The sequence below is a fragment of the Streptosporangium sp. NPDC050148 genome (assembly GCF_055586505.1).
The window spans coordinates 25,469-49,220 of record NZ_JBVJIA010000044.1 but is presented as its reverse complement, the minus strand read 5'-3'; the positions used below and the strand labels follow the sequence as shown (position 1 = coordinate 49,220).

Genomic DNA, 23,752 nt, shown 5'->3' with positions numbered 1-23,752 from the left:
CCGTTAAATGGCGCGAGGCTCCATCGGAAGATCCTGATCCCAGGCGGCTCTATCGTGCTTCAATCATTACTAGATTCGCTGATTTATGCAATAGTTATCACTGTGGAGCAAAATGTTATGACGCTGCGTTGGTCGTGGATGCCGGAGACGGTTATCGAACCTTTTCGGAAATGCTGTCCGGCGATATATGTTCGACAGCAATATGGTCGGGGAGTTCGTCTTCCAGGCGGCGCAGCCGTGGATGGAGGGCGGCGGCCGTCGCGGAGAGTACGATCAGCCCGCCCATGATCATGATCAGCAGGGCGATGCCCCGGCCGGGTCCGTCGCCGATGACCACGGCCAGGCCGGGGGAGGCGACCGCGTCGCGACCGACCAGCGGCTCGAAGACCCGTTCGGCCAGCACACCCGCCAGGCAGTAGGCGATGAGCTGTGGGATCGAGATGACCATGTTCTGCAGGGCGCCGACCCGGCCCAGCATGCCCGGCTCCACCTTGGTCTGCCAGATGCTCTGGTTGATGCTGAGGAAGGCCGCGAGGGCTCCCATGAAGAGGAAGGCGGCCACGGCGATCATGGCGATGTTCGGTCGTAGCGAGCCGATGACCGTGGCCGCCGCGAGCACCAGTGACAGCCCGAGAAGCCCTCGGACGCGGCGTTTCGGTCCGCCCCACATGCTCACCAGCACGCTGGAGCCGAGCATGCCGAGCCCGCCGATCGTCAGGACCGTACCGAGCGCGTCCGACGAGGCGAAGGACAGCACGAGCGGGGTCATCAGCAGGTCGATGAAGCCCGCGCTGAAGTTCACCGCGCCAAAGAAGATCATGAGGGCGAGCAGGCCCCGCCGGGCGGCGACGTAACGCCATGCCGCCCGGAATTCCACTCGTGGCTCGTCCACCTTCTCGCCTCCCGGCACCTTCTGGGGCCGGGGGCGGGGCACACGCGCAGCGAGCAGGGTGATCAGGGCCAGGCCGAAGGAGAGGCCGTCGATGAGCACGATGCCTTCGATGCCGATGACCAGCAGCAAGAACCCCGCGGAGATCGGGGCCAACAGCTCACTCGCCGCCAGGGCGAACATCCGCATGCCGTTGGCCCGGCCCAGCTGATCCTTGGACACGAGCTGTGGCACCAGCGCGCCGAAGGCGGGGCCCTCGAACGCGGACAGGAAGGACAGGCCGGCGACGACGACGTAGACGTGCCAGATCGCGAAGGAGTCGGTGAACAGCAGCAGCGCCAGGGTCAGAGTGATCGCCATGGCGCCGGTGTTGCTCAACAGGAGAGCCCGCCTAGACCCCCATCGGTCCACGAACGATCCCGCCATCGGGGAGGCCAGGATGGAGGGCAGCAGGGCGATGGCGAAGACCGAGCCGAGCTGGATGGCCGAGCCGGTCTGCTGGTATACGTAGACCCCGAGAGCGAAGCCGCCGAGGCTGGTGCCGATCATTGAGGCGAACTGACCGATCCAGACCACGACGAAGGTGTGCATTCCTTTCATGACCGCTGCCTTCCTGCTCCAAGATCCGAGCCGATCGTCTCGATGACCAGACCGTCGCCTTCACGGTCGAAGAAATGTCCGCCCGGGATCGGGGTGAGGTCGAAACGGGCCGTGGTCTCCGCCTTCCAGCCGATCATGCGCTCGGGGGGCGCCTCGGGGTCCTCCGAGCCGGCGAACGCGTGGATCGGCAGGTCGAGCGGTGTCTCGGGGTGGAAGTCGTGCGTGCTCAGCACGGTCAGATCGGCGTCGAGCGTGGTCAGCAGGAGGGCGAGCAGTTGGGGCTCGGCCAGCACCTCGGCGGGAGTACCGCCCATCTCGCGGACGTAGCCTTCCAAGCCGTCCTGTCGGTCCTCCCACAGCCAGGTCCCGTCGTCCAGGCAGGGAGCGGCGCTGGCCGCCACGTAGAGCGCGCGGGGCTGGGGCAGGGCCCGCTCACGCAGCGCGTGGGCGAGGGCCCAGGCCACACGGGCCCCCATGCTCGTGCCGTACAGCGCGAACGGCCGGGTGAGCAGCGGCTCGACGGCTGTGACGAGGTCGTCGAGCAGGGGTTGCATCCGGCGGTACGGCGTCTCGGCGAACCGGTCGGCCCGACCGGGTAGCTGGACCGCGACGATCTCCATGTCCGGGGCCGCCGGCTGGGCCCAGTGGCGGAACATGCCCGCGGCGGCGCCGCCGCTGTGAAAACACAGAAGCTGGACGCCGCCGGGCGCCGGCCAGCCAAAGCGTTTGAGCCAGCGGTGGTCACCGCTCAGCGCCTGGCCATGAGACCCGTGCACAACACCTCCAGCAGGTCGGGGGGGCCTTCGAGGAAGCGGTGGTGCCGGCCTTCCAGGAGCACCGGGGTGACCTCGCCGCACGCGCTCCAGCCGCCCATGGTCGAGTACGGGATCTCGTCGTCCTCGGTCCACCCGATTGCGGTGATCGGACCGGGCAGCCGCAGCGGGTCGGGCACCACGTAGCGCTTGTTGACCTCGACGTCGGAGCGGAGCACCTCGACGTACAGCTCGATCAGGGCGGGGGCGGGCGTGCCCCCGGATTCGCGGATCAGTTTCTCCAGTTCGGCGCCGAGTTCGGCGTCGTCCATCGTGAGGAAGCGGCCGGCCGGGCCGTCCTGGGGGGCGACCTCGGAGGACACGTAGAGGTTGGCAGGTGAGGGCCTGCCGGTGCGCACCAACTCGGCCGACACCTCGTAGGCGGCCAGGGCCGAGCCGCAGTGACCGAAGAAGGCGAACGGGACGTCGAGATAGGGCTCGAGTGCGGCCGCCATGCTCTCGGCCAGCTCCTGGTAGCTCTGGTAGGTGGGCTCGGCGAAGCGCGTCTCGTGCCCGGGCAGCTCGACCGGCAGGAACTCGACGCCCTCTCGCCGCCGCGGCCACCTGCGGTACATGCCGGCCCCGCACCCCGAGTACGGGATCAGGAAGACCCGCCCGATCGCCGAGGCCGAGGGCATGGACGGCAGCCACTTGTCGCGCTGCCTCTGCTGAGACATGGACGCGCCTCCAGAGGTTCGTGTCAGGTGGTGCCGCGAGCTGCTTTCGCGGCGATGGGCAGGTGCTTGTAGCCAGAGATGAAGTTGGAGTGCATCCGCGAGGGCTCACCGGCCGGCTCGAAGCCGGTGAACCGGGTGAGCAGCTCGGTGAACAGGATGCGCAGGGTGACCCGGGCCAGCGTGTGGCCGACGCAGTAGTGCGGGCCGATCCCGAAGGCGAGGTGCTTGTTGGGCCTGCGGCGCAGGTCGAACCGCCCGGCGTCGGCGAAGACCTCCTCGTCGCGGTTGGCCGCGCCGAGCCAGGTGACCACCGCGTCCCCTGCCTTGATCTTCGTGCCGCGTACCTCGGTGTCCCTGACGGCGTACCGCATGAAGTGGCTGACCGGCGAGGCGAGACGCAGCGCCTCCTCCACCGCGGAGGGAGTGGCCGTAAGGTCGGCCGCCCACGTCTCCAGCAACCCGTCGCCGAGGTGTTCGGACATGACGTAGTTGGGCGAGTGGGGGGTGGTGACCACCGCGCCGAGCAGGACGCTGTAGCAGTTGGACATGACCTCCCCCGGCGACATGGTCCTCCCGTCCACCTCGGTGGTGATCAGGACGCTGATCAGGTCGTCGCCGAGGTTCCTGCGGCGCTCTTGGTAGATGTCCTGGAAGTAGGCGAACAGTTCGCGGTGGGCCCGGTCGAGCGTCTCCCTGGAGCCGCCGGGCATCGCGTACTCGGGATCGTCCGGGGCGATCGAGGCGTTGAGCAGCCGCTCCAGCCGGGGCCAGTCGGAGCGTGGCAGGCGCATCATCTCCCCGCCCACCGCGACCGGCAACATCAGCATGGCCTGGGCGAAGTCGAACGGGCCACCGTCGGCCAGCGGGGCGATGATCTCCAGGATCAGGTCGCGGATCAGCTCGTGCTGGCGCTCGGCCGCCTTGATGGACAGGGCTTTCTGCAGGCGGGCCCGCATGATCGTGTGGCGTGGGGGGTCGGTCGCCGCGATCTGCCTGCCCCCCGCCGGGTCCTCCACGCCGATGATGTTCAGCAACGTTCCCCGCTCGGAGGTGAACGTGGCCGCGTCACGCAGCACGCGATCGGCGTCGTGGTACTTCAGCACCGACCAGAACCCGTTCCGTTCGTCGGCCTGTTGCCACTGAAGGTGCTCCAGCTCCCGCATGCCGCTCCAGCTCCCGCGGAAATCGAGAGTGGTGTAGAGCATCGGGTCCGCCAGTCCTCCGACCGGGCATCCCGTCGCGTCGTTACCGGGTTCCCGCATTCGTTTCCCCTCTGTCGGTGCCGGGTGCCACACCCCGGCGGCGCAACTCCTCGGTGAGGTCCGCGATGGTGGGCCGCAGGAACAGGGTGCGGGCCGGCAGTTTGACGTCGAAGCGCTGGTCCAGCGTGGCGAGCAGTTCGGCGGCGAGCAGCGAGTGGCCGCCGAGCTCGAAGAAGTTGTCCTGCACGCCGATGGGCTCGACGTCCAGCGCCTCGCTCCAGATCGTGGCCAGGAGTTCCTCGGTCGGGTCGCGCGGCTCGACGTAGTCGTTCCACACGTTGCGAGGGATCTTGGTGGGCAGCGCGGAACGATCCACCTTGCCGTTCGGGTTCAGGGGGATGTCGCGCAGCACGATGACCGCCCGCGGTACCAGGTGCGCCGGGAACACGGCCTGCAACCGCTCGCGGAGCGTCACGCCGAACGTGCCGAAGTCGTCCGGTTCCACCTGCTGCCCGACCGCCACGTAGGCGAGCAGGCTGGTGTCGCCGGCCCCGTCGGTGTAGGTCAGGGCCGCGGCCTGCTCCACCTCCGGCTGGGCCGCGAGCTCCACCTCGACGGTGCTCAGCTCGACCCGGTATCCGCGGATCTTCACCTGGCGGTCCGCCCGGCCGAGGAAGTCCAGTGTGCCGTCCTCGGCCCAGCGTGCCAGGTCCCCGGTGCGATACATCCGGCTGCCGGGAGGGGCCGTCGGATCGCTGTCGGCGACGAACTTCTCGGCGGTCGCGCCGGACCGGTTGAGGTAACCGGTGGCGACGCCGTGACCGCCGACCCACAGCTCGCCGACCTCGCCCGGCGGGACCGGCAGCAGCCGGTCGTCGAGGACGGCGGCGGTGCTGCCGTCGATCGGCACGCCGATCGGTACCCGCGGGGCGTCACTGATCCGGGTGGTCGTCCAGCAGGTGCTGAAGGTGGTGTTCTCGGTGGGCCCGTAGCCGTTGGTGAAGATCATGCCGGGGTAGGCGGACATGACCCGCTGCACATGCGCCGGGGAGAGGATGTCGCCGCCGGCCAGGAGATGCCGGATGCCGGCCAGGCCGTCGAGGTGATGCGTGACGATCTTGTGGAACAGGCCGGTGGTGAGCCACAGGACCGTGACCCCCTCGGTCCGCAGGGTCGCCACGATCTCCTCCAGATCGGCGTGCCCGGTCGGGGCGAGGGCGAGGCGGCACCCCCTCACCAGGGGCATCCAGATCTCGAAGGTGGAGACGTCGAAACCGACCCGGGTCAGTTGCAGGAAGACGTCGTCGTCGCGGACCTCGATCCAGGTGGGCCGGTGGATCAGCCGCCATATGGCGCGGTGGGAGACCACCACCCCCTTGGGCTCGCCGGTCGAACCGGAGGTGTAGCAGACATAGGCCGGGGTGTCGGGATGCGGGGGCGAAACGGCCCCGCCCGCCGGGTCCGTCCCGCCGGACTCCGCCAGGAGGGCCATGTCGGACTCCAGAGGCAGCACCCGGGCCACGTCGGGTGCGTGGTCGAGGAAGCCCTCGCCGACGACGGCGAACCGGGCCTGGGCGTCCCGCACGATCCGGGAGTGCTGCGCCTGCGGTTCGGCGGGGTCGAGGTAGAGGTAGGCGCCGCCGGCCTTGAGGATCGCCGTCAGGGTGACGACGAGGTCCGGGGTGCGGCCGAGGACGACGGCGACCACCGCCCCTCCGCCGACGCCGGCCTCACGCAGCCGTACCGCCAAGGCGTCGGCGGCGCGGTCGAGCTGACGGTAGGTGAGGGTGGCCCCTGCGAAGCTGACCGCGATCCGGTCCGGCGTGCGGGCGGCCTGAGCGGCCACCATCTCGTGCACGCACTGCGGGACACCTACCGCGGTCATGGTCGTGGTCACCATCATCTCTGGCCGGAAGCAGTGCGGCCGGCGCTGCACAAGTTCTCATTGGACCGGTTCATGGCACTCCTTCGCGACACGCGGACCCGCCACAAAGCTATATATTTCGCCACCATCGTTACTGTCCCGACTTCACGGGACATTTCGATAAATGCGGCGCAGCTTACGGTGGCCGAGTGACTGATGATCTGAGCCGGATCGCTGCCCTGCCTCCGGAAAAGCGGGAACTGCTCGAACGCAGGCTCGCCGAGCTGGTGGCGGCACGGGCCTCGACGCATGACGACGGGATCGGTGGCCGGATCGGGCCACGAGACCGTTCCAGGCCCACGCCGCTGGGGATCGCGCAGCAGCGGGAATGGGCGGTCGAGCGCTTCCGCGGGGCCAACAACATCACCGGGGCCTTCCGGATCGAAGGAGAGCTGGATCTGGGTCTGCTCGGCCTGGTCCTCACCGAGGTGGTGGAGCGGCACGAGGTGCTCAGGTCCACCTTCGACATCGACGCGAGCGACACGCCGGTCCAGGTGGTGCACGAGGTGACCCGGGTGCCGATCCCGGTGGTCGACCTGTCCGATCTCGCGCCGGACGAGCAGCGCGCCGAGCTCCGCCGGCGCTGCCTGGCGGAGATCTCGCGCCGCTTCGACGCCAAGGACCCGCAACGGCTCCGGATCACCGTGTTCCACCTGGCCGAGCAGACCAGGGTCGCCCTGTTCGCCACCGACCACGCCGCCTCGGACGCCTGGTCCCTGTCGATCATCGTCCAGGAGGTCGCGCAGCTCTACCAGGCCCACCGCGGTGTCGGTACGGCGCCACCGGCACCGCAGATCCAGTTCGGCGACTTCGCCGCCTGGCAGCGGAGCCTGTACGACGAGCGGCGGATCTCCGAGGAGGTACGGTACTGGCGAGAGGTGATGGAGGGCGTCCCCACCGGATCGGCGCTGCCGACGGACCGGCCCTACCCGGCCCGGCCCACCTTCGCCGGCGACGTGGTCTCGGTGCACCTCTCACCCGAGCTCAGCACCGAGCTGCGCCGCTTCCTCGAACAGGAAGGCGCCTCGCTGGGCACGGTCGTGCTCGCGGCCTGCTCGATACTGCTGCACCGGCACCTGGAGCAGGACGATCTCGTCGTCGGATCCCTGGTCTCCGGCCGCGTCCGGGTCGAGACGGAGCGGCTCATCGGCTGTTTCGCCAACCCGCTCCCGCTGCGCATGCGGATCGGTGCCGGGCACACGCTGCGCGAGGTGGTGCTCCAGGCTCGTGACACGGTCTCCGACGCGCTCAACCATCAAGACGTACCGTTCGACCGGCTGATTGAGGCGCTGGGCCTGGGCCGCGAGGCGTCGCAGACGTCGCTGAGCGGCATGTGGCTCAACGTGCTCACCGTTCCGGACACCACGCTGGAGCTGCCGGGACTGCGCCTCACGCCGGAGCCGATGGAACTCGGCCTGGCCTCGGTCGACCTGACCGTCGCGGTCATCCCGAAGGCCGACCGCCTGGAGCTCCAGTGGCAGTACATGACCGAGCTCTTCGACGCGAGCACCGTGGAACTCCTGGCCGATCAGCTCCACGCGATCGTGCGCCAGATCGTCACCACCCCGGACCGGCCGGTGGAGGCCGTGGACCTGGGCGGCCCCGAGGCCACGACCGCCGTGGCGGGCACCGGAGCGACCACGGCCCCCTTCGGCCCGACCTTCGTCGAGCACTTCCGCCGCCGGGCCGCCCTCGCCCCCTACTCGCCGGCGGTCATCTGTGACGGCGCGCCGACCAGCTACTCCGAGCTCGTCCGACAGGCCGAGCGCCTCGCCCGGCACCTTCGCGCGCGGGGCGTGGGCGAGGGCACGCGGGTCGGTATCCTGGTGGAACGCTCGCCGCGGCTGCCCGTGGCGATCCTCGGTATCCTCATGGCTGGGGCGGCCTACGTCCCCATGGACCCCACCTATCCGGCCGAGCGCATCGCCTTCATGCTGGCCGACGCCCAGGTCAAGGCTCTGGTCACCCAGCGGAGCCTGCCGGCCGGTCCCGGCCGTCCGGAGCAGGTGGTCCACCTCGACGAGCCGCTGGACGACCCGCCTGGGGAAACCGATGGTGAGCTGCCCGAACCCGACCCGTCCTCCCCGGCGTACGTGATCTACACCTCTGGATCGACGGGCCGGCCCAAGGGGACCGTCATCGAACATCGATCTCTGGCAGTGTTCGCGCGCGACGTCGTGGACCGGCTCGGCCTCGGCTCCGGCGACCGGTTCCTGCAGTTCGCGTCGGCCGGCTTCGACGTGCACGTCGAGGAACTGTTCCCGACCTGGCTGGCCGGCGGCGCGGTGGTCATTCCCACCCAGCACTTCATCGGCGGGCGAGCCGACCTCACCGATCTGATCGAGCGGGAGCGGATGACGGTCATCGAGCTGCCCACCGCCTACTGGCACGAGTGGGTGCGCGAACTCGACCGTCGCCAACGGGACCTCCCACCCTGCCTGCGGCTGGTGATCATCGGTGGCGAACGGATCCTGCCCGAGCGCCTGGCCATGTGGCGGCGGCTCGGCGTGCCGTTGATGCACGTCTACGGCCTGACCGAGACCACGGTCAGCTCCACCTTCTTCCGCCTGGACCCGACCGATCCGGATTACGACCGCCCCAACCTGCCGATCGGTACCCCGCTGCCCTCGGCCGAGCTGCACATCCTGGACAGTCGGCTGCGGCCTGTACCCCGGGGCGGCATCGGCGAGTTGTACATCGGCGGTGTCAGCGTCGCCCGTGGCTACTTCGGCCGCCCTGGCCTGACCGCCCAGCGCTTCGTCGCCGATCCCGCACACCCCGGCCGGCGGCTGTACCGTACGGGTGACCTGATCCGGCAGCGCGCCGACGGAACACTGGAGTTCATCTCCCGCGTCGACACGCAGATCAAGATCCGCGGGTTCCGGGTGGAACCGACGGAGATCGAGTCGGTGCTGAGCGAGCACCCCGCGGTCACCGGAGCGGTCGTGACGGTCCATGAGCCGTCGCCCGGCGACCGGCGACTGGTGGCCTACGTCGTGCGACACCCGGAGCCCGCAGCCGGTGACGGTGACCTGCGTCGCTTCCTGGAGCGGACGTTGCCGCCGTACATGGTGCCCTCGCTCTTCGTCGACATCGACGAGCTGCCGCTCAACCACAACGGCAAGATCGACAAAGATCGGCTGCCCGCGCCGGACGGGGGTCGGCCCAAGCTGGCCGAGGAGTTCCTCGCGCCCCGGACGCCGCTGGAGAAGCGCCTGGCCGCCATCGTGGCGGCGGTCGTCGCGGTCGACGAGATCGGGGTCAACGACAACTTCTTCGAGATCGGCGGCGACTCCATTCTGGCGATCCAGGTGGTGGCGCGGTGCCAGGAGGCCGGCATCCGGCTGGAGCCGTACGACCTGTTCGCGAACCCGACCGTCGGGCTGCTGGCGCAGGTGGCCGTGACGGGGGTCGTCGTGGACGCCGAACAGGGTGATGTGACCGGGCCGGTCCACCTGGTGGCGGGGCAGCAGTGGTTCGCGTCGGCCGATCTCGAGGATCCCCACCACTGGAACACCTCGGCGGTGCTGGAGTTGCCCGGCCGGGTGGAGCCCGACCGGATACGCCAGGCCGTCGAGCGGCTGGTCGCCCACCACGACGGGCTGCGGCAGCGCTTCCTGCTGGCCCGCGAGCGGACAAGGGTGCGGATCGCGCCACGCGGTGACGCGGTCCCGGTGGACACCCACGACCTGTCCGGCCTCGGCGAGGACGAGCGGGTCCGCCGGATGCGGGAACTCACCGAGAACATGCAGACCGGACTGGACCTGGCGGTCGGCCCGCTGCTGCGCCTGGCGCTGGTCAGATCCGGCCCCGACGGGCCGGACCGGCTCGTCCTGACCGTCCACCGGCTGGTGGCGGACCCGGCCTCCGTGCGGATCCTTCTGGAGGACCTCGGCACCCTGCTGTCCGGCGGGGACCTTCCGGCCAAGACCACGTCCTGGCAGTCCTGGACCCGCCGGCTCAGCCGGCACGCCGGCACGCCGGCCGTCCGGTCGCAGCGGGACCACTGGTCGGCGCTGCTGGCCGAGCCCGTCGGACGCCTGCGCTACGACAGGGCCGCGGAGGACGTCGTGCCCGACCCGGGCACGGTGTCCTCGGAACGGACCGTGCTCGCCATGCTCGACGCCGAGGCCACCGGCGAGCTGTCGCGGGTCCCGCACGGAATCCTGGCGGCGCTGCTGGCCGCCCTCGGACGTACCCTCAGCGGATGGACCGGGGCCGAGCGGCACCTGGTGGACCTCGAACGGCACGACCGCGAGCCGATCTTCGACGATGTGGACCTGACCAGGACCGTGGGCTGGTTCAGCCGGACCCATCCGGTGCTGCTCGACGGTACCCTCGCGCCGGATGCCGCGCCGTTGCGCGGCATCGGCTGGCAGCTGCTGCACCACGGGTCCGACCCGCTGCCGCCGTCGCCGGCCGAACTCCTGTTCTCCTACCTCGGCCAGTTGGATCAGCCGGTGCAGCACACTGCGAGCCCGCGCGGGCGGAGACCGTATCCGGTCGAGGTGGAGGCGTCGATCGTCGCGGGCGGCTTGGTGGTCCGGTGGCGTCACAGCGAGGATCTGCACGAGGAGCAGACCATCCGGAGCCTGGCCGACCGCCACCTCGCGGAACTGCGCGGGTTGATCGGCGCGAGGCCGGCCCCGGCGGACTTCCCGCTGGCGCGCGTGGCTCCCGAGCAGCTGGAGACGCTGCTCAGCAGACTGGGTGCACCCAGCTGAGCGGGTCGGGGCGGCGGCCGTACTGGATGCCCAGCAGCTCCTCGCGCAGGCGCAGGGTGACCGGGCCGGGGCGGCCGTCGCCGATCCGCCACTCCTTGGCGACGCCACGCACCGTGCCGACCGGGGCCATCACGGCGGCCGTGCCGCACGCGAACGCCTCGGTCATGACGCCGCTCTCGCACTCCTTGCGCCACTGGCCGATGGAGATCCTGCCCTCCTCGGCCTCGATACCGAGACGGGGCGCCAGCGTGAGCAGCGAGCCGCGGGTGACGCCGGGCAGCAGGGTGCCGGTGAGCGACGGGGTCATGATGCGCTCGCCGTACCCGAAGAACAGGTTCATGCCGCCCATCTCCTCCACCCACTGGCGCTCACCGGAGTCCAGCCAGACAACCTGGTCGCACCCCTGCTCGACGGCCTGGCGCGAGGCGGCGTACGCGCCGGCGTAGTTCCCGCCCGCCTTGGCGAAACCGGTGCCGCCGGGGGCCGCGCGCGAGTAGTCCTCCGACAGCCACACGGTCAGCGCGCGCGGGGTCCCCCCGCCGAAGTACGCGGTGGCGGGGGAGGCGATGACGCAGAAGAGGTAGCTGGAGGACGGCTGGGTGAAGCTCAGGGTCCGCTGGGTGGCGATCACGAAAGGCCGCAGGTAGAGACTCTCCCCGAAGGTGGACGGCACCCAGGCGCGGTCCTGCGAGACGAGGAGTTCCAGCGCCCGGACGAAGGACTCGACCGGCATCTCGGGGATCTCCATGCGCCGTGCCGACCTGTTGAACCGTTCGGCGTTCGCCTCCGGCCGGAACAGGGCGATCGTCCCATCGCCCTGGCGATAGGCCTTCATGCCCTCGAAAAGCTCCTGGCCGTAGTGGAACACCAAGGTGGCCGGGTCGAGCGTGAACGACCCGTAGGGCTCCAGTCGTCCGTCATGCCAGCCGCTCGCCGTCGACCATCGCATGGTGATCATGTGGTCGGTGAAGTGCTGACCGAATCCCGGCGCGGCGAGGATCTCCGCTCGTTCGGCGTCCGGCAGGGGGTGGTCACTCGTGCGGATCTCGAAGTCGATCATCGGGACACCGTCCTTGTCGTGAGGTCGTAGGGAGATCTGACGCCAAGTGCCGCACGGCTCACCCACGCGCCCGGGAACGGTGTGTCACGCTGCAGGGCAGGGAGGCGAACCCGCGCTGGTGGGGGGAGTGCACCCGGCGGGCACCGGCCGTGTCGAGCTCGTAGTCCTCCACCAGGAGACCGATCTCGTCCAGCGCGATCTCCATCTCGAGGTTGGCGAGCGCCGAACCGAGGCAGTGGTGCGGGCCCAGGCCATAACTGATCATCTTCCGGGTGTCGCGGTCGAGGTCGTAGCGGTCGGGGTCCGGAAAGGCCCGCTCGTCGCGGTTGGCCGACGCAGGCAGGAGGGCCACGCGGGCCCCCACCGGCAGCGTGGTTCCGTGGACGGTCGTCTCGGCGGTGACGAGGCGCGCGGTCATCTGGCTCGCCGAGTCGTAGCGCAGCGTCTCGCTGTACCAGTCGGCGGCACGGCCGTCCAGGCCCTTGCGCCGGGCCTCGGGGTGGAGCCAGCCCTGGTACCAGGCGTTGCCGATCGTCTTGCCCGTGGACTCGTTGCCGGCGCCGATCATGACGAACAGGAAACCGACGATCTGCGAGTCGGACAGCCGGGCCCCGTCGACCTCCGCTGCGATCATGACGGAGGTCAGGTCGTCCCCGGGGTGGCGGCGCAGGTCGTCGACGAGCGCGGCCAGGTAGGCGGCAAGGCGCAGGGCCGCGGCCACCGAGTTCGGGCCGCGCTCGGCCAGCCCGTCCTCGCGCTGATTCATCTGGTCGGTGTCGGCGCGGATCTGGTCCCAGTCCGCCTGCGGGATGCCGAGCATCTCGCACAGGACGTCGTTGGGCAGGGCGGCGGCGTAGTCTGCGGCGAAGTCGAAGCGGGCCAGGTCCCGCAGCGGCTCCAGCCGCTCGCGGGCCAACTCCCGGACCCGGGGCTCCAGAGCGGCGATCCGGCGTGGCGTGAACACGCTGGACACCAGGCCGCGGTGCACTCCGTGCGAAGGCGGATCCATGGCCAGGAAGAAGCTGGTCTTCTGCGCGTGCGCACCCCACAGCTCCGGCTCCAGCGAGATGCCGTAGCGGTTGGAGAACCGCCCCGGGTCGCGCAGCGCGGCCTGGACGTCGGCATGTCGCGACAGTGCCCAGAAGTCACGCTCGTCGTTGCGGTACAGCGGTGCGTGATCGCGCATCCAGGCGTAGACGGGATAGGGGTCCTCATGCACGCGATAGTCGAACGGGTCATATTTCACCGCAACTCCCGGTATGCCTCTGCCAGCAGCCGGGCTCCGGTCTCGACGGTCCTGTACGGCCGCGCCAGGGACAGACGGATGTAGCGAAGTCCCTCCTCGGGGTCGGCCCAGTGGAAGGGTGCGCACGGCAGCACGTGGACGCCCTTGGCCAGCATGGCCTTGTGCAGCAGCGAGGAGTCGGGGCCGTCGGCGGGCAACCCGACCCGTGCGACGCTGATCTGCGAGGCGGGATCGCTCAGCCGTAGCCCCACCGGCTCGATGGCCTGCGCGACCGCCGCCCGGTTGCGCTCCACCAGTTCCCTGGCGCGCTCGTAGCCACCGTCTCCCCAGTCGACGGCCAGTTCCCTGATCAGCTGGAGCACGACCGGCGAGGCGGCGAGCAGCGACTCGGAGAAGGCCCGCATGATGGGCAGGGTCGTCCGCTCGCTGTAGGCCAGCAGTCCGATCTTGAGTTCGTGGGTGGGCCAGAGCTTTCCGGTGTCCTCGATGACGATCCAGTCCGCGCCGGCCGCGTCGAGCACCGCATACGTGTCGTACTGCGCCTCGCGCACCTGGCCGCGGAAACTGGCGTCGATGATGATCGTCTGCCCGTGCCGCACGGCGTGCTCGGCGAGCGAGCGCAGGTGTCCCTGGGGGGTGATCAGACCCGTCGGGTTGTTCGGGTGGGTCACCACGATGGCGCCGACCGGCGGTCCCGGCCAGTCCTGGTTCAACAGCGCCTCCTCCGACAACGGCACCAGTGACAGACCGCGGGTGACCATGAGGTCGGCGATGTTGTCGAAGGTGGGATGCAGCACCGCGACGGTGGTACCGGCCGGCAGGGCCCTGGCCACGATGTCGGTGGCCAGGGTCGAGGAGTAGCAGCTGAGGATCCTGCCGGTGCCCACCGGCGCACTGTGCTGGCCGATCGTCCGCAGGAAGACCTCGTGCGCCTCGCGCTCGAGGTCGGGGAAGGGGCGGCGGACGGCCTCGGTGAACATCTCGGGGATGCGGGCGACGACGGCGGCCTGTTTCTCGGTGAGAACCAGCCGCGCATGGCCGTCGGTCAGGTTGAGGCCGCCGTCGACGTCGGTCAGCGCGTCGACTTCAAGGATGGTCAGGTTGGCGAGCTGGCTCATGGGGAAACCGTAGGCTCGGGGGCCGATCCGCTACCTGTCCCATCTACTGGGGACCGCCCCGCCGTCCGGATCGCCGCCGCCACCGCTCGCAGCGGGCTGGTCAGGAGGTCGGCGACGGCCGGCCTGGTCTCGAACCGCTCCTCGCACGCCTCCAGGAGCCGGAAGGCCCGGACCGAGTCTCCGCCCAGGCGGGTGAAGGTGTCGAGCACGCTGACCGCTCCCACCTCCAGGACCCGGCCGTAGATCTCGGCCAGGGCGGCCTCCGTCTCGTCGGCCGGTGGCACGATCTCGCGGGCCTGCGGCCGTGACGGAAGGCCGAGGAGGGCATCCCGGTCGATCTTGCCGTTGACCGTCGCGGGGATGCGCGGGACCGCCACGGCACGTGCGGGCACCATGTGGCTGGGGAGCGTCGCGGCCGCGTGGGCCAGGATCGCCTCGGTGTCGAGCTCCGCCTCGTGGGGGACGACGAAGGCGAGGAGCCGGAGCGGCTCGCCGTGTGCGATGACCGCGCAGTCGGCGACCGCCGGATGCGCGGCGAGCACCGCCTCGACCTCCCCCGGTTCCACCCGCAGTCCCCGGATCTTGATTTGCCGGTCGATCCGGCCCAGGTGCTCCACCACGCCGTCGTCCCTTTGGCGGCAGAGGTCGCCGGTGCGGTAGAGCCGCGATCCCGGCGGCCCGTAGGGGTCGGCGACGAAGCGCTCCGCGGTACGTCCCGGTGCCCGCCAGTAGGCCAGGGCCAGACCGGGGTCGCCGCCGATGTAGGCCTCGCCCGGCGTCCCGGCGGGCACGGGTTCGAGGTTCTCGTCCAGGACGAGCAGCCGGAAGTTCGCGGCCGGACGGCCCAGAGGGACGGGCTTGCCCGGGGCGTGGGGCAGGACCATGTCGGTGACGTTGCCCGCCTCCGTGGGCCCGTAGCAGTTCACCAGGGTCGCCCCCGGCAGCGTGGTATGGAACGTGTCGCGGATCCGGGGCGTGACCGGCTCGCCGCCGCAGAAGGCCCAGCGCAGGGCCGTGGCGTGAGCGGGCCGCACCTCCTCCAGGAAGGGGGCCATCATGGTGGGTGGCAGGAACAGAGCCGACACCGCTTGTTCCTCGACCAGACGGGCCAGATGGCGCGGGTCCTGGTGGCCGCCGGGACGGCAGACCACCAGCCGCCCTCCGTGGCAGAACGGCCAGAAGATCTCCCAGACGGAGACGTCGAAGCCGGGGGAGGTCTTGAAGACGGCCGTGTCCCCCGGCCGGAAGGGGTAGCGGGACTGCATCCACTCCAGATGCGTGAGCGCTCCGTCCACGGGGTAGGCGACCCCCTTGGGCAGGCCTGTCGTCCCCGAGGTGTAGAGGATGTGCAGCAGGTCGGCGGGGGACCCCTCCACCACCGGGTTGCCCGCGGGCTGAGACACCCAGTGCGCGCGGTCGGCCCGCAGGTCGTGGACGCTCCAGGGGCCCTCGGGGATCCGGTCGCGGCAGGCCGCGTCGGTCATGACGTGCAGCGGCCCGGCATCCTGCAGCATGTAGGCCAGCCGCGCGTCCGGCAGGTCGGCGTCGAGAGGCACGTAGGCGGCACCGGTCTTGACCGCGGCGTGGATCGCGACGATCTGCTCGACGCTGCGCTCCAGGCAGATGCCGATGCGGGTGCCCCGGCCCGCTCCGCGCTCGATCAAAAAGCGGGCGATCCGGTTGGCCTCCTCGTTCAGCTCCCGGTAGGTGAGGGTGAGGCCGTCCTCGTCCAGCACGGCGACGGCGTCCGGAGTGCGCTCGGCCTGCTCCTCCACGGGCCGGGTCAGGGGCCGGTGGAGGAACGAGGGCAGGTTGAGGGGGACGTCGGGGCGGCGGGCCGCACCGGCCAGAAGGCGGGTGTAGGTCCGTGCCCAGCTCTCGGCGCCGGTCGCGGTCTCGACGTACAGGCGCAGGCCGTCATCGGACAGCAGGACGGTCACGTCCGCGGGTACGGCCGACCGGGTGGTGTCGCGGCCGGCGTCCATGCGGGCCACGGCGGCCCTGAGGCTGAGGGCGGGATCCACCGGCCCTGCCGTGAGCGGCACGATCTCCTCCAGATCGCCGCGGATCACCCGGACGCCGCGGGGGGTCGCGAGCCGGTCCGCCACCACCGCCGCGCAGACGGTGAAGGGGGCGAGATCGTCCGTGCCGGCGCTCCTGGCCAGGCCGTCGAGCACGTTGACGATGTCGGGTGCGATGGCGATGGGTCCGACACACTTCTGCGTGGGATTCTGGCTGTTGATCAAGGTTGCTCCTCACCTCTGTCGCGACTAGTGAAGGAAGACGTCGTCGGCGGTTTCAAGGGCGGCGCCCGTCCCACGTTTATTGGACAAAGCGCCTAAACCGGGCGTGTGTGGCCAGTTCCGGTGACTCCAGAACCCTCGCGCACGTCTGTAGCTTCGTTGCGGAAGCCGCAGATGCCACCTGAGGAGCCTCGCTTGGCTGTTTCCTTCGCCTTCGAAGCCGTCCGGGAGCGAGCCAGGACCGACGGCGAGGCCTGCGCACTCGATGACCTGACGGACGGTTCGACGCTGAGTTACGCCGCGCTGATCGGCAGGGTGGAGGAGACGGCCGACCGGCTGCGAAGCATGGGCGTGGGAGCCGAACAGCCGGTCGCGGTCCTGCTGGGACGCTCGGCCGAGACGGTCGTCGCCATGCTGGCGGTGCTGGCCACGGGCGGCACCTACTGCCCGATCGACCCCGCCCTGCCGCTCGCCCGCATGGAGGCGCTGACCCGCGAGCTCGAGGCCCTCGTGACGATCTCGCCTGAAGGGCTCACCTGCTCCGCAGGCCGGGCGACGCCCGCCGCGAAGCCGTTCTCTCCGGACGCCCCGGCCTACGTGCTGCACACCTCGGGCTCGACCGGCGTGCCCAAGGGGGTCGCCATGCCGTACCGCGGGCTGGACCGACTGATCCGCTGGCAGATCGCCGACGGCGAGCCCGGCCTGCGCACGTTGCACCTCACCGCGACCTCCTTCGACGTGACCTTCCAGGAGGTGCTCTCCACGCTCGCGACCGGCGGTCGCCTGGTCATCGCCCCCGAGGAGACCCGCCGGGACTCACGCGCGCTCCTGGACACCATCGTGAACCGGCGGATCCAGCGGTTGTTCCTGCCCTACGTCGCCCTGCAGTTGCTGGCCGAGACCTCCGTCCGGACCGGGGTGGTACCGGGCTCCCTGCGGCACGTCGTCACGGCCGGGGAGCGTCTGCTGATCACGCCGGCGATCCGGGACTTCTTCACCGCACTCGGCGACTGCCGCCTCGACAACCACTTCGGGCCGACGGAGGCGCACCTGGTGACCAGCCTGACGTTGCCCGGCGACCCCGCGTCCTGGCCGGCGCTTCCCGCGATCGGCACACCGGTGGACGGCGTGGCCTGCCGGGTCCTCGACGACCGGCTGGAGGCCGTGCCCGACGGCGAGGTCGGCGAGCTGTACGTCGCGGGGGACTGCCTGGCCCGCGGTTACCACCGGGCACCGGTGGCCACGGCGGAACGGTTCGTCGCCTCCCCGTGGGGGAGCGAGCGTCTGTACCGCACCGGTGACCTCGCGCGCCGCTCCGCCGACGGGACCTACCACTTCGTCGGCCGCTCCGATGACCAGCTCAAGATCCGTGGATTCCGGGTCGAACCCGGCGAGGTGGAACACGCCCTGGTCGGCCACCCCCGCGTGGTGACCGCAGCGGTCGGGCTCCGGGAGGTGCTGGGCGGCATCCCGGTGCTGGTCGCCTATGTCCAGGCCGAGGGCCCGCTGCCGCCGCGTGAGGTCACCGACCACGTCCGGGGACTGCTGCCGGAGTACATGATCCCCTCGCGGGTCGTGGCCGTCGAGTCCATGCCGCGCACGACGTCCGGCAAGATCGACAGAGCCGCGCTGGCGCAACTGCCGCTGCCCGAGCTCGCGGCCGGGCCGGCACAGGACCTCTCCGGGCTCATCACCGACCTGTGGGTCCGGGTCCTGGGCCACGACGACTTCGCCGAGGACGACGACTTCTTCGACGTCGGCGGCGACTCTTTGCTGGCCACCTGGGTGGTCGCCGAGCTTGGCCAGGCGATCGGCCGCCCGGTCGAGCTCTCCGTCCTGCTGGACGCCAGCACGGTCGAGGACCTCGCCGCCGCACTGGGTGCCGACGGCCCGGTCACGGCCGTGGAACGGCACCCCACCCGGATCGTCACGGTACGGCAGGGCCCCAGCGCGCGCAGCCTCTACCTGGTGCACCCGCTCGGCGGTGAACTGCTCGGCTACCGGGAGCTCGCCCGCGCCTCGCAGGCTCCGGTGCGCATGCTCGGCATCGGCTGGAGCGGAAAACCACCGGCGTTCGGGCTCTCCCTGTCCGAGATCGCCGAAACGCACGTCGAGCAGCTCCGCACGATCCAGCCCGACGGGCCCTACCTGCTGGCCGGGTGGTCCTTCGGCGGCGTCCTCGCCTACGAGATCGCGCAACAGCTCACCGCCGCCGGCGCCATCGTCGACTTCCTCGGCCTGCTGGACGCCAATCCGGTCATCGACCCCATCACCGGCCTGCCCATCGCCCAGACGCCGTTCCTGAGCCTGCTCGATGAGGTCGTGGCCAGGCTGGACGACGGAGCCGGCGCCGAGCTGGAGGAGCTGACCTCGGGCGAGACCTGGATCCAGCTCATGGGGACGCCCATCGCCGAAGGAGCCTCCGGCGACCACCTGCGTGCCACCCTCGACACCGCGAGGGCATGCATGGCCGCGGCTGCGGCCTACCGGCCGCAGCCCTATGCCGGGCCCGTCCACCTGTTCCAGGCGTCCGGCTCCCAGGAGTCGGGAACGGACGCCCCACGGCAGGCGCGGGCGGCTGAGGCGCTGCGCGAACTGTGCACCGGCCCCTTCACCGTCGTCCCCGTACCGGGCGATCACTGGGGGATCATGCGCGCCGAAGACGTCAGTCAGACGGCCAAGGAGCTGGACGCCGCGTTGGAACGCCAGGGGAGTGCACACAATGAATCTTGAAGCCGACCGCGCCGCCTTCGCGGAGCAGGGCTACATCGGGCCCTTCACACTCTGGGAGCCGGAGGAGATGAAGGCGTGGTGGAAGGTCCAGCGCAAGGCGCTGCTGGACCCGGAGAACAACGCGCGCAAGGCCTTCGACAACCCGGTCAACTACGACAGGCATCTCGACATCCCGGGGCTGAGTTCGCTCATCACCGAGCCGGCGATCGTCCGGCGGATGCAGGCGCTCATCGGCTCGGACATCCTCTGCTGGCGCACCGAGTTCTTCCCCAAGAACCCCGGCGACACCGGCACCGGCTGGCACCAGGTCGAGACCTACGCCATCGGCGAGGCGAGCAAGGGGATGCTGGAAGCGACCGACCGCGCTCCCGGAAGGCCCATGGAGCTGACCGCGTGGGTGGCCTTCACCGAGGCGACCAGGGAGAACGGCTGCATGAAGGTCATCCCGGGCAGCCACAGGGAATGGCGCTACGATGAGACCGCGTCGATGAAGTGGAACGGCGCGGCCAAGGACAACTCCTTCTTCGGCTACAACTACAACGACATCAAGATCGACAAAGACTGGGACCCGGACCAGCAGAACGTCCGTCACCTGGAGATGCGGCCCGGCCAGTTCATCATCTTCACCGCCCGTTGCATCCACGGGTCGAATCCCAACACCAGCAACCGCCAGCGTATGGGGTTCGCCATCCGCACCGTCCCCACCCACGTCCGTGTCTACGGCGGCATGACGGAATTCGAGGAGTTCGGCCACCGGTTCGAGCTCGACCGGCACGGCTGCGTGCTGGTCGCCGGCGAGGACGAGCACGGGCTCAACCGGGTGCTCGGCGAGAACCTCTGGGGCGAGCCGTTCACCCCGCTCGACCGGCTGGAAAGGACGGTCTGATGCGCACGCAGTACGTGAACACCCTCACGCTGGACGAGGCCCGGCTCGCCAAGGACCTGGAACAGGCCCTGACGTTCAAGTTCTCCGAGGCCTACAGCAACTACCTCATCGGCGGACCGTGGAAGAGCGCCATGCTCTGGGCCACCGGCGGTGACGAAGGCGACGGCCTGCTCACCAACTACCACTACGACCAGCGCTCGACCTTCACCGAGTACGGCCGGCAACTGCCGTACATCCAGGAGATCATCACCTCCGTGGCCAACACCGCCAGGCTGAACTTCGTCCGGCTGGCCGTGTTCTCCAAGAGCGTCATCGTCCCGCACCGCGACTACATCGAGCTGGCCGAGATCCCGGAGGATTCGCGCTCGGCCCACCGACTGCACATTCCGCTCGCCACCCACGAGGACTGCTACTTCAGCGAGGACAACGTGGTCTACCGGATGCGGGCCGGGGAGGTGTGGCACTTCGACGCCTCGCAGATCCACTCGGTGGCCTCCTTCTCAGGAGAGCCACGGATCCATCTCATCTTCGACTTCGCGGACCGGCCCCAGGACGGGCCGATCCTGGCCATTCCCGACGAGGGAAACGGGACGATCGACGCCTCCCGGGTCGTCCACCGGCCGCCGCTTCCCGACGCAGAACGCTCGTCCCTGAAACGGTTGTCGCAGGTGCTGACCATGGACACCTTCAACGAGGTCTTCGGCATCATCGTCAAGACGCATTTCCGACGCGACGGAGGAGCCGACTTCGTCTGGGACACCATGATCGGCCTCGCTCGCGACAGCGCGGACCCCGCCGTCCTCACGCACGCCACGGAACTGCGTCAGTACTTCACATTGGATCGACCCTCAGGAAGCGGGCAAGCATGACTGCGACACTGTCCCTCAACGACCAGCTCGCCGAAAGTGCCGTCTACCAGGCCTTCCGCGACCATCGGTTCTTCGCGGCCGTGGACACGGCGGACCTGACCAAAGAGCAGGCCGCCGTCCTCATCGAGCAGTGGTGGCACCCGCTGCACTACTTCCCGACGTTCCTGGCCCGTTGCGTGGCGGTCCTGCCCGACATCGCCTCCAAGAGCGCCATCACGCGGATCCTCAACCAGGAGGCCGGCGGCGGCCGCGTCGAGCGGGCCCACGAAGTGATCTACGCCGACTCGATGGCCAAGTGCGGTTTCGACCGGGAACGGGTCACCGGCACCGAGCCGTTCGAGGAGACCGCCGCCCTGGTCGAGGGCTACCGCCGAGCCTCGGAGGAGCGGGAGAGCGCCATCGGTTTCATCTTCGCCACCGAGACCACCGACCTGCTCATGGTGTCGAGCATCGGCAAGGCCATCGAGCGGGCCACCGGTGTCACCGACAACGAGTGGGTCGCCATACACGTCGAGCAGGAGCCGGACCACGTGGAGGAGGCGAACCACACACTGATGGCGGACTACACCCCCGAACAGGCCAGAGCGGTCTTCGAGGCGGCCGACGAGATGTGGCGGCTGTGGACGCGCTTTTTCGACCGCCTCTCGACGCAGACCGGTCTCGGAGCGTGAGCCGTGCAGGACGTTCGCGCCACGTATCTTCGCTTCCCGTCATGGACGCAGCACTTCTGGACCTGGCAGACCGGTAAGGCGCTGCCCGGACAGCAGCCGTTGCTGCGTCATACGTGGGCCTCGTACCTGGCCGTGACCCTGACGCTGTTCCTGGCCGGTCTCGCGGTCTCGACCGCCGCCGTGGCCACGATGCCCGCGTACTGGATCGCGGCCCTGGTGGCCGGCTGGGTCCTCACGCTGGCCGGGGCCCGCATGATGGTCCTGGTCATCGCGCACCAGGCGTTGCACCGGCGGTTCTCGGGCCGGGCGGCCGGCGACCGGTTCTGGGGCGAGGCCGTCACGGTTCTGAGCGTCTTCCACACCTTCGGCGACTTCAAGGAGGAACACTTCGACAACCATCACCGGCGCGAGGTCTTCGCGACCGAGGTGGACCCGCCGGTGCAGTTCCTCGCCGCCTTGGGATTCCTGCCGGGGATGTCCCGGGCCCGGCTCTGGCGGCGCGCGTGGACGGTCTTCCTCTCGCCGGTCTTCTACTGGAAGGGATTCGCCGGCCGGATCGCCAGCAACCTGCGAGGCGGCCACCTGCGGCGGGTGGTCTTCGCGATCTGGTTCGGCTGGTGGCTGTCGCTGCCGTTCTGGTTCCCCAACGGCCTGCTGGTGCTGCTGCTCGCGTTCGTCCTCCCGGTCATCGCGTTCGCCCAGCTGAGCGCGTTGCTGGACCGGCTTGGCGAACACGAGTGGCTGGCACCGCGCAAGGCCGAGTACGGCCACCGCTTCTACACCGCGGCCAACACCTCCGCCCGCTTCTGCGGCGGGCCCGTGCCGGCCAAGGGAGACGGGCCGTGGGCGTGGGTCCGCTGGATCACGCTGACCCTCTTCTACCACCTGCCGTCGCGGCTCCTCGTGGTCGTGGGCGACCTGCCCAACCACGACTACCACCACCGCTATCCCACCACGCAGGACTGGACCATCGCGGCCTACGCGCGGCAGCGGGACATCGACAACGGACCGGAAGGCCCGCCGTACCAGGAGGTGTGGGGGATGGGTCAGGCCATCGACCGCGTCTTCCGCACCTGGGAGGAGCTCCCCGCGCATGCGGTTCCACGTGGTTGACACCTTCGCCGATGAGAGTTTCGCCGGGAACCCGGCCGCGGTCGTGGTCGCGGAGGCGTTCCCGGCGGAGGAGGCGATGCAGGGGAAGGCGCATCGGATCGGCCTGCCGACGACGGCTTTCGTGGTCCCGGCCGCTGCGCCGGACGAGTACCGGGTGCGCTGGTTCACCCCGTACAAGGAGATCAACCTCTGTGGTCACGCCACCATCGCCAGCGCACGCCATCTGTTCGACCGGGACAGCGGCGTCAAACGGCTCACCTTCGTCTCCGACAACGGCGTGCTGCGCGCCGAGCGCGACGGCGACCTGGTGGCCATCGAGCTGCAGGCGGTGCCACCGGTGCCGTGCGAGCCGCCTGCCGGGCTGCTGGAGGCGCTGGGGACCGCCGCGGTACGCTGCGCGGTCTCCAGCGACGACATCCTGGTCGAGGTGGACTCGGCGCAGGCCGTGGCCGCTGTGCGGCCCGACTTCGCGGCGCTGGCCACCCAGCCGTTTCGCGGTCACATCGTGACCGCGCGAGCCTCGTCCGATGTGGACTTCGTGTCGCGGACCTTCTTTCCGGCCCTCGGCGTGGACGAGGACCAGGTGTGCGTCACCGCGCACTGCAAGCTCGCGCCGTACTGGGCGGAAAGACTGGGCCGTACCCGACTCATCGCGCTGCAGCTGTCCCAGCGCGGCGGACGCCTGGAGATGACACTGGCCGACGACCGCGTGCGCGTGCTCGGCACGGCGGTGCCTCGGTAACGGCGTGCCCGCCTCCATCCCGTTTCGCAACCCCTCCAAGGAGATCGTGGCGTGAACCCGTTCGACAATCCCGATGGTGGCTTCCTGGTGCTGGTCAACGACGAGGAACAGCACTCGCTCTGGCCGGGCCACCTCACCGTGCCTGCGGGCTGGCGCGTGGTCCACGGCGAGGACTCCCGTCAGGCGTGCCTGGAATACGTGGAGCGTAACTGGACCGATCTGCGTCCACTGAGCGCGCGCTGA

The 23,752-nt window shown here is 70.0% G+C and carries 17 protein-coding genes; 8 read left to right on the top strand and 9 right to left on the bottom strand.

Going from position 1 to position 23,752, the window contains the following annotated elements; genetic code table 11:
• Window positions 1-151: 151 nt before the first annotated feature.
• From ACZ6RT_RS33475 to ACZ6RT_RS33455, 5 genes are read right to left on the bottom strand one after another with little or no spacing between them, the layout of a single operon-like run.
• Window positions 152-1,489: an MFS transporter gene (locus ACZ6RT_RS33475; RefSeq protein WP_470157919.1), complete on the bottom strand. Its 1,338-nt coding sequence runs from the start codon at window positions 1,487-1,489 to the stop codon at window positions 152-154.
• Window positions 1,486-2,265, bottom strand: coding sequence for a thioesterase II family protein (locus ACZ6RT_RS33470; RefSeq protein ID WP_470157917.1), 780 nt, complete (start codon window positions 2,263-2,265; stop codon window positions 1,486-1,488). Before ACZ6RT_RS33470 ends, ACZ6RT_RS33475 begins: the two co-directional genes overlap by 4 nt.
• Window positions 2,238-2,978 (bottom strand): thioesterase II family protein, encoded by a 741-nt coding sequence (locus ACZ6RT_RS33465; RefSeq protein ID WP_470157915.1) that lies wholly within the window; start codon window positions 2,976-2,978, stop codon window positions 2,238-2,240. Before ACZ6RT_RS33465 ends, ACZ6RT_RS33470 begins: the two co-directional genes overlap by 28 nt.
• Window positions 2,979-3,001: 23 nt before the next feature.
• Entirely contained in the window at window positions 3,002-4,183 is a 1,182-nt protein-coding gene (locus ACZ6RT_RS33460; RefSeq protein WP_470157913.1) for a cytochrome P450, read from the bottom strand.
• A gap of 40 nt (window positions 4,184-4,223) precedes the next feature.
• The gene (locus ACZ6RT_RS33455) at window positions 4,224-6,065 is read right to left on the bottom strand and encodes a non-ribosomal peptide synthetase (RefSeq protein WP_470157911.1); all 1,842 of its coding nucleotides are present in this window, start codon (window positions 6,063-6,065) and stop codon (window positions 4,224-4,226) included.
• Between the two features lie 188 nt (window positions 6,066-6,253).
• Here ACZ6RT_RS33455 and ACZ6RT_RS33450 point away from each other — a divergent pair, with 188 nt between their 5' ends.
• Entirely contained in the window at window positions 6,254-10,828 is a 4,575-nt protein-coding gene (locus ACZ6RT_RS33450) for an amino acid adenylation domain-containing protein (protein WP_470157909.1), read from the top strand.
• Here ACZ6RT_RS33450 and ACZ6RT_RS33445 read toward each other — a convergent pair.
• The 4 genes from ACZ6RT_RS33445 to ACZ6RT_RS33430 are packed head-to-tail and all read right to left on the bottom strand — an operon-like array spanning window position 10,803 to window position 16,498.
• Complete coding sequence (locus ACZ6RT_RS33445) at window positions 10,803-11,888, bottom strand: branched-chain amino acid aminotransferase (protein ID WP_470157907.1); 1,086 nt, start codon at window positions 11,886-11,888, stop codon at window positions 10,803-10,805. The genes ACZ6RT_RS33450 and ACZ6RT_RS33445 overlap by 26 nt on opposite strands.
• Window positions 11,889-11,946: 58 nt before the next feature.
• Complete coding sequence (locus tag ACZ6RT_RS33440) at window positions 11,947-13,134, bottom strand: cytochrome P450 (protein ID WP_470157905.1); 1,188 nt, start codon at window positions 13,132-13,134, stop codon at window positions 11,947-11,949.
• Window positions 13,131-14,252 carry an aminotransferase class I/II-fold pyridoxal phosphate-dependent enzyme gene (locus ACZ6RT_RS33435; protein ID WP_470157903.1) on the bottom strand — a complete coding sequence of 374 codons (1,122 nt, stop codon included), beginning with the start codon at window positions 14,250-14,252 and terminating at the stop codon, window positions 13,131-13,133. Before ACZ6RT_RS33435 ends, ACZ6RT_RS33440 begins: the two co-directional genes overlap by 4 nt.
• The gene (locus ACZ6RT_RS33430; protein WP_470157901.1) at window positions 14,249-16,498 is read right to left on the bottom strand and encodes a non-ribosomal peptide synthetase; all 2,250 of its coding nucleotides are present in this window, start codon (window positions 16,496-16,498) and stop codon (window positions 14,249-14,251) included. The genes ACZ6RT_RS33435 and ACZ6RT_RS33430 overlap by 4 nt, the downstream gene beginning before the upstream one ends.
• Before the next feature lie 192 nt (window positions 16,499-16,690).
• Between ACZ6RT_RS33430 and ACZ6RT_RS33425 the strand changes: the two genes are divergently transcribed.
• The 7 genes from ACZ6RT_RS33425 to ACZ6RT_RS33395 are packed head-to-tail and all read left to right on the top strand — an operon-like array spanning window position 16,691 to window position 23,752.
• Complete coding sequence (locus ACZ6RT_RS33425; protein WP_470157900.1) at window positions 16,691-19,228, top strand: amino acid adenylation domain-containing protein; 2,538 nt, start codon at window positions 16,691-16,693, stop codon at window positions 19,226-19,228.
• Window positions 19,218-20,114, top strand: coding sequence for a chlorinating enzyme (locus tag ACZ6RT_RS33420; protein WP_470157898.1), 897 nt, complete (start codon window positions 19,218-19,220; stop codon window positions 20,112-20,114). The genes ACZ6RT_RS33425 and ACZ6RT_RS33420 overlap by 11 nt, the downstream gene beginning before the upstream one ends.
• Window positions 20,114-20,983 carry an aspartyl/asparaginyl beta-hydroxylase domain-containing protein gene (locus tag ACZ6RT_RS33415; protein WP_470157897.1) on the top strand — a complete coding sequence of 290 codons (870 nt, stop codon included), beginning with the start codon at window positions 20,114-20,116 and terminating at the stop codon, window positions 20,981-20,983. The genes ACZ6RT_RS33420 and ACZ6RT_RS33415 overlap by 1 nt, the downstream gene beginning before the upstream one ends.
• Window positions 20,980-21,654 carry a TenA family transcriptional regulator gene (locus ACZ6RT_RS33410; RefSeq protein WP_470157895.1) on the top strand — a complete coding sequence of 225 codons (675 nt, stop codon included), beginning with the start codon at window positions 20,980-20,982 and terminating at the stop codon, window positions 21,652-21,654. Before ACZ6RT_RS33415 ends, ACZ6RT_RS33410 begins: the two co-directional genes overlap by 4 nt.
• 3 nt (window positions 21,655-21,657) lie before the next feature.
• Window positions 21,658-22,767, top strand: coding sequence for a fatty acid desaturase (locus tag ACZ6RT_RS33405; protein WP_470157893.1), 1,110 nt, complete (start codon window positions 21,658-21,660; stop codon window positions 22,765-22,767).
• Window positions 22,748-23,509: a PhzF family phenazine biosynthesis protein gene (locus tag ACZ6RT_RS33400; RefSeq protein ID WP_470157891.1), complete on the top strand. Its 762-nt coding sequence runs from the start codon at window positions 22,748-22,750 to the stop codon at window positions 23,507-23,509. Before ACZ6RT_RS33405 ends, ACZ6RT_RS33400 begins: the two co-directional genes overlap by 20 nt.
• A gap of 51 nt (window positions 23,510-23,560) precedes the next feature.
• Window positions 23,561-23,752, top strand: coding sequence for an MbtH family protein (locus ACZ6RT_RS33395; RefSeq protein ID WP_470157889.1), 192 nt, complete (start codon window positions 23,561-23,563; stop codon window positions 23,750-23,752).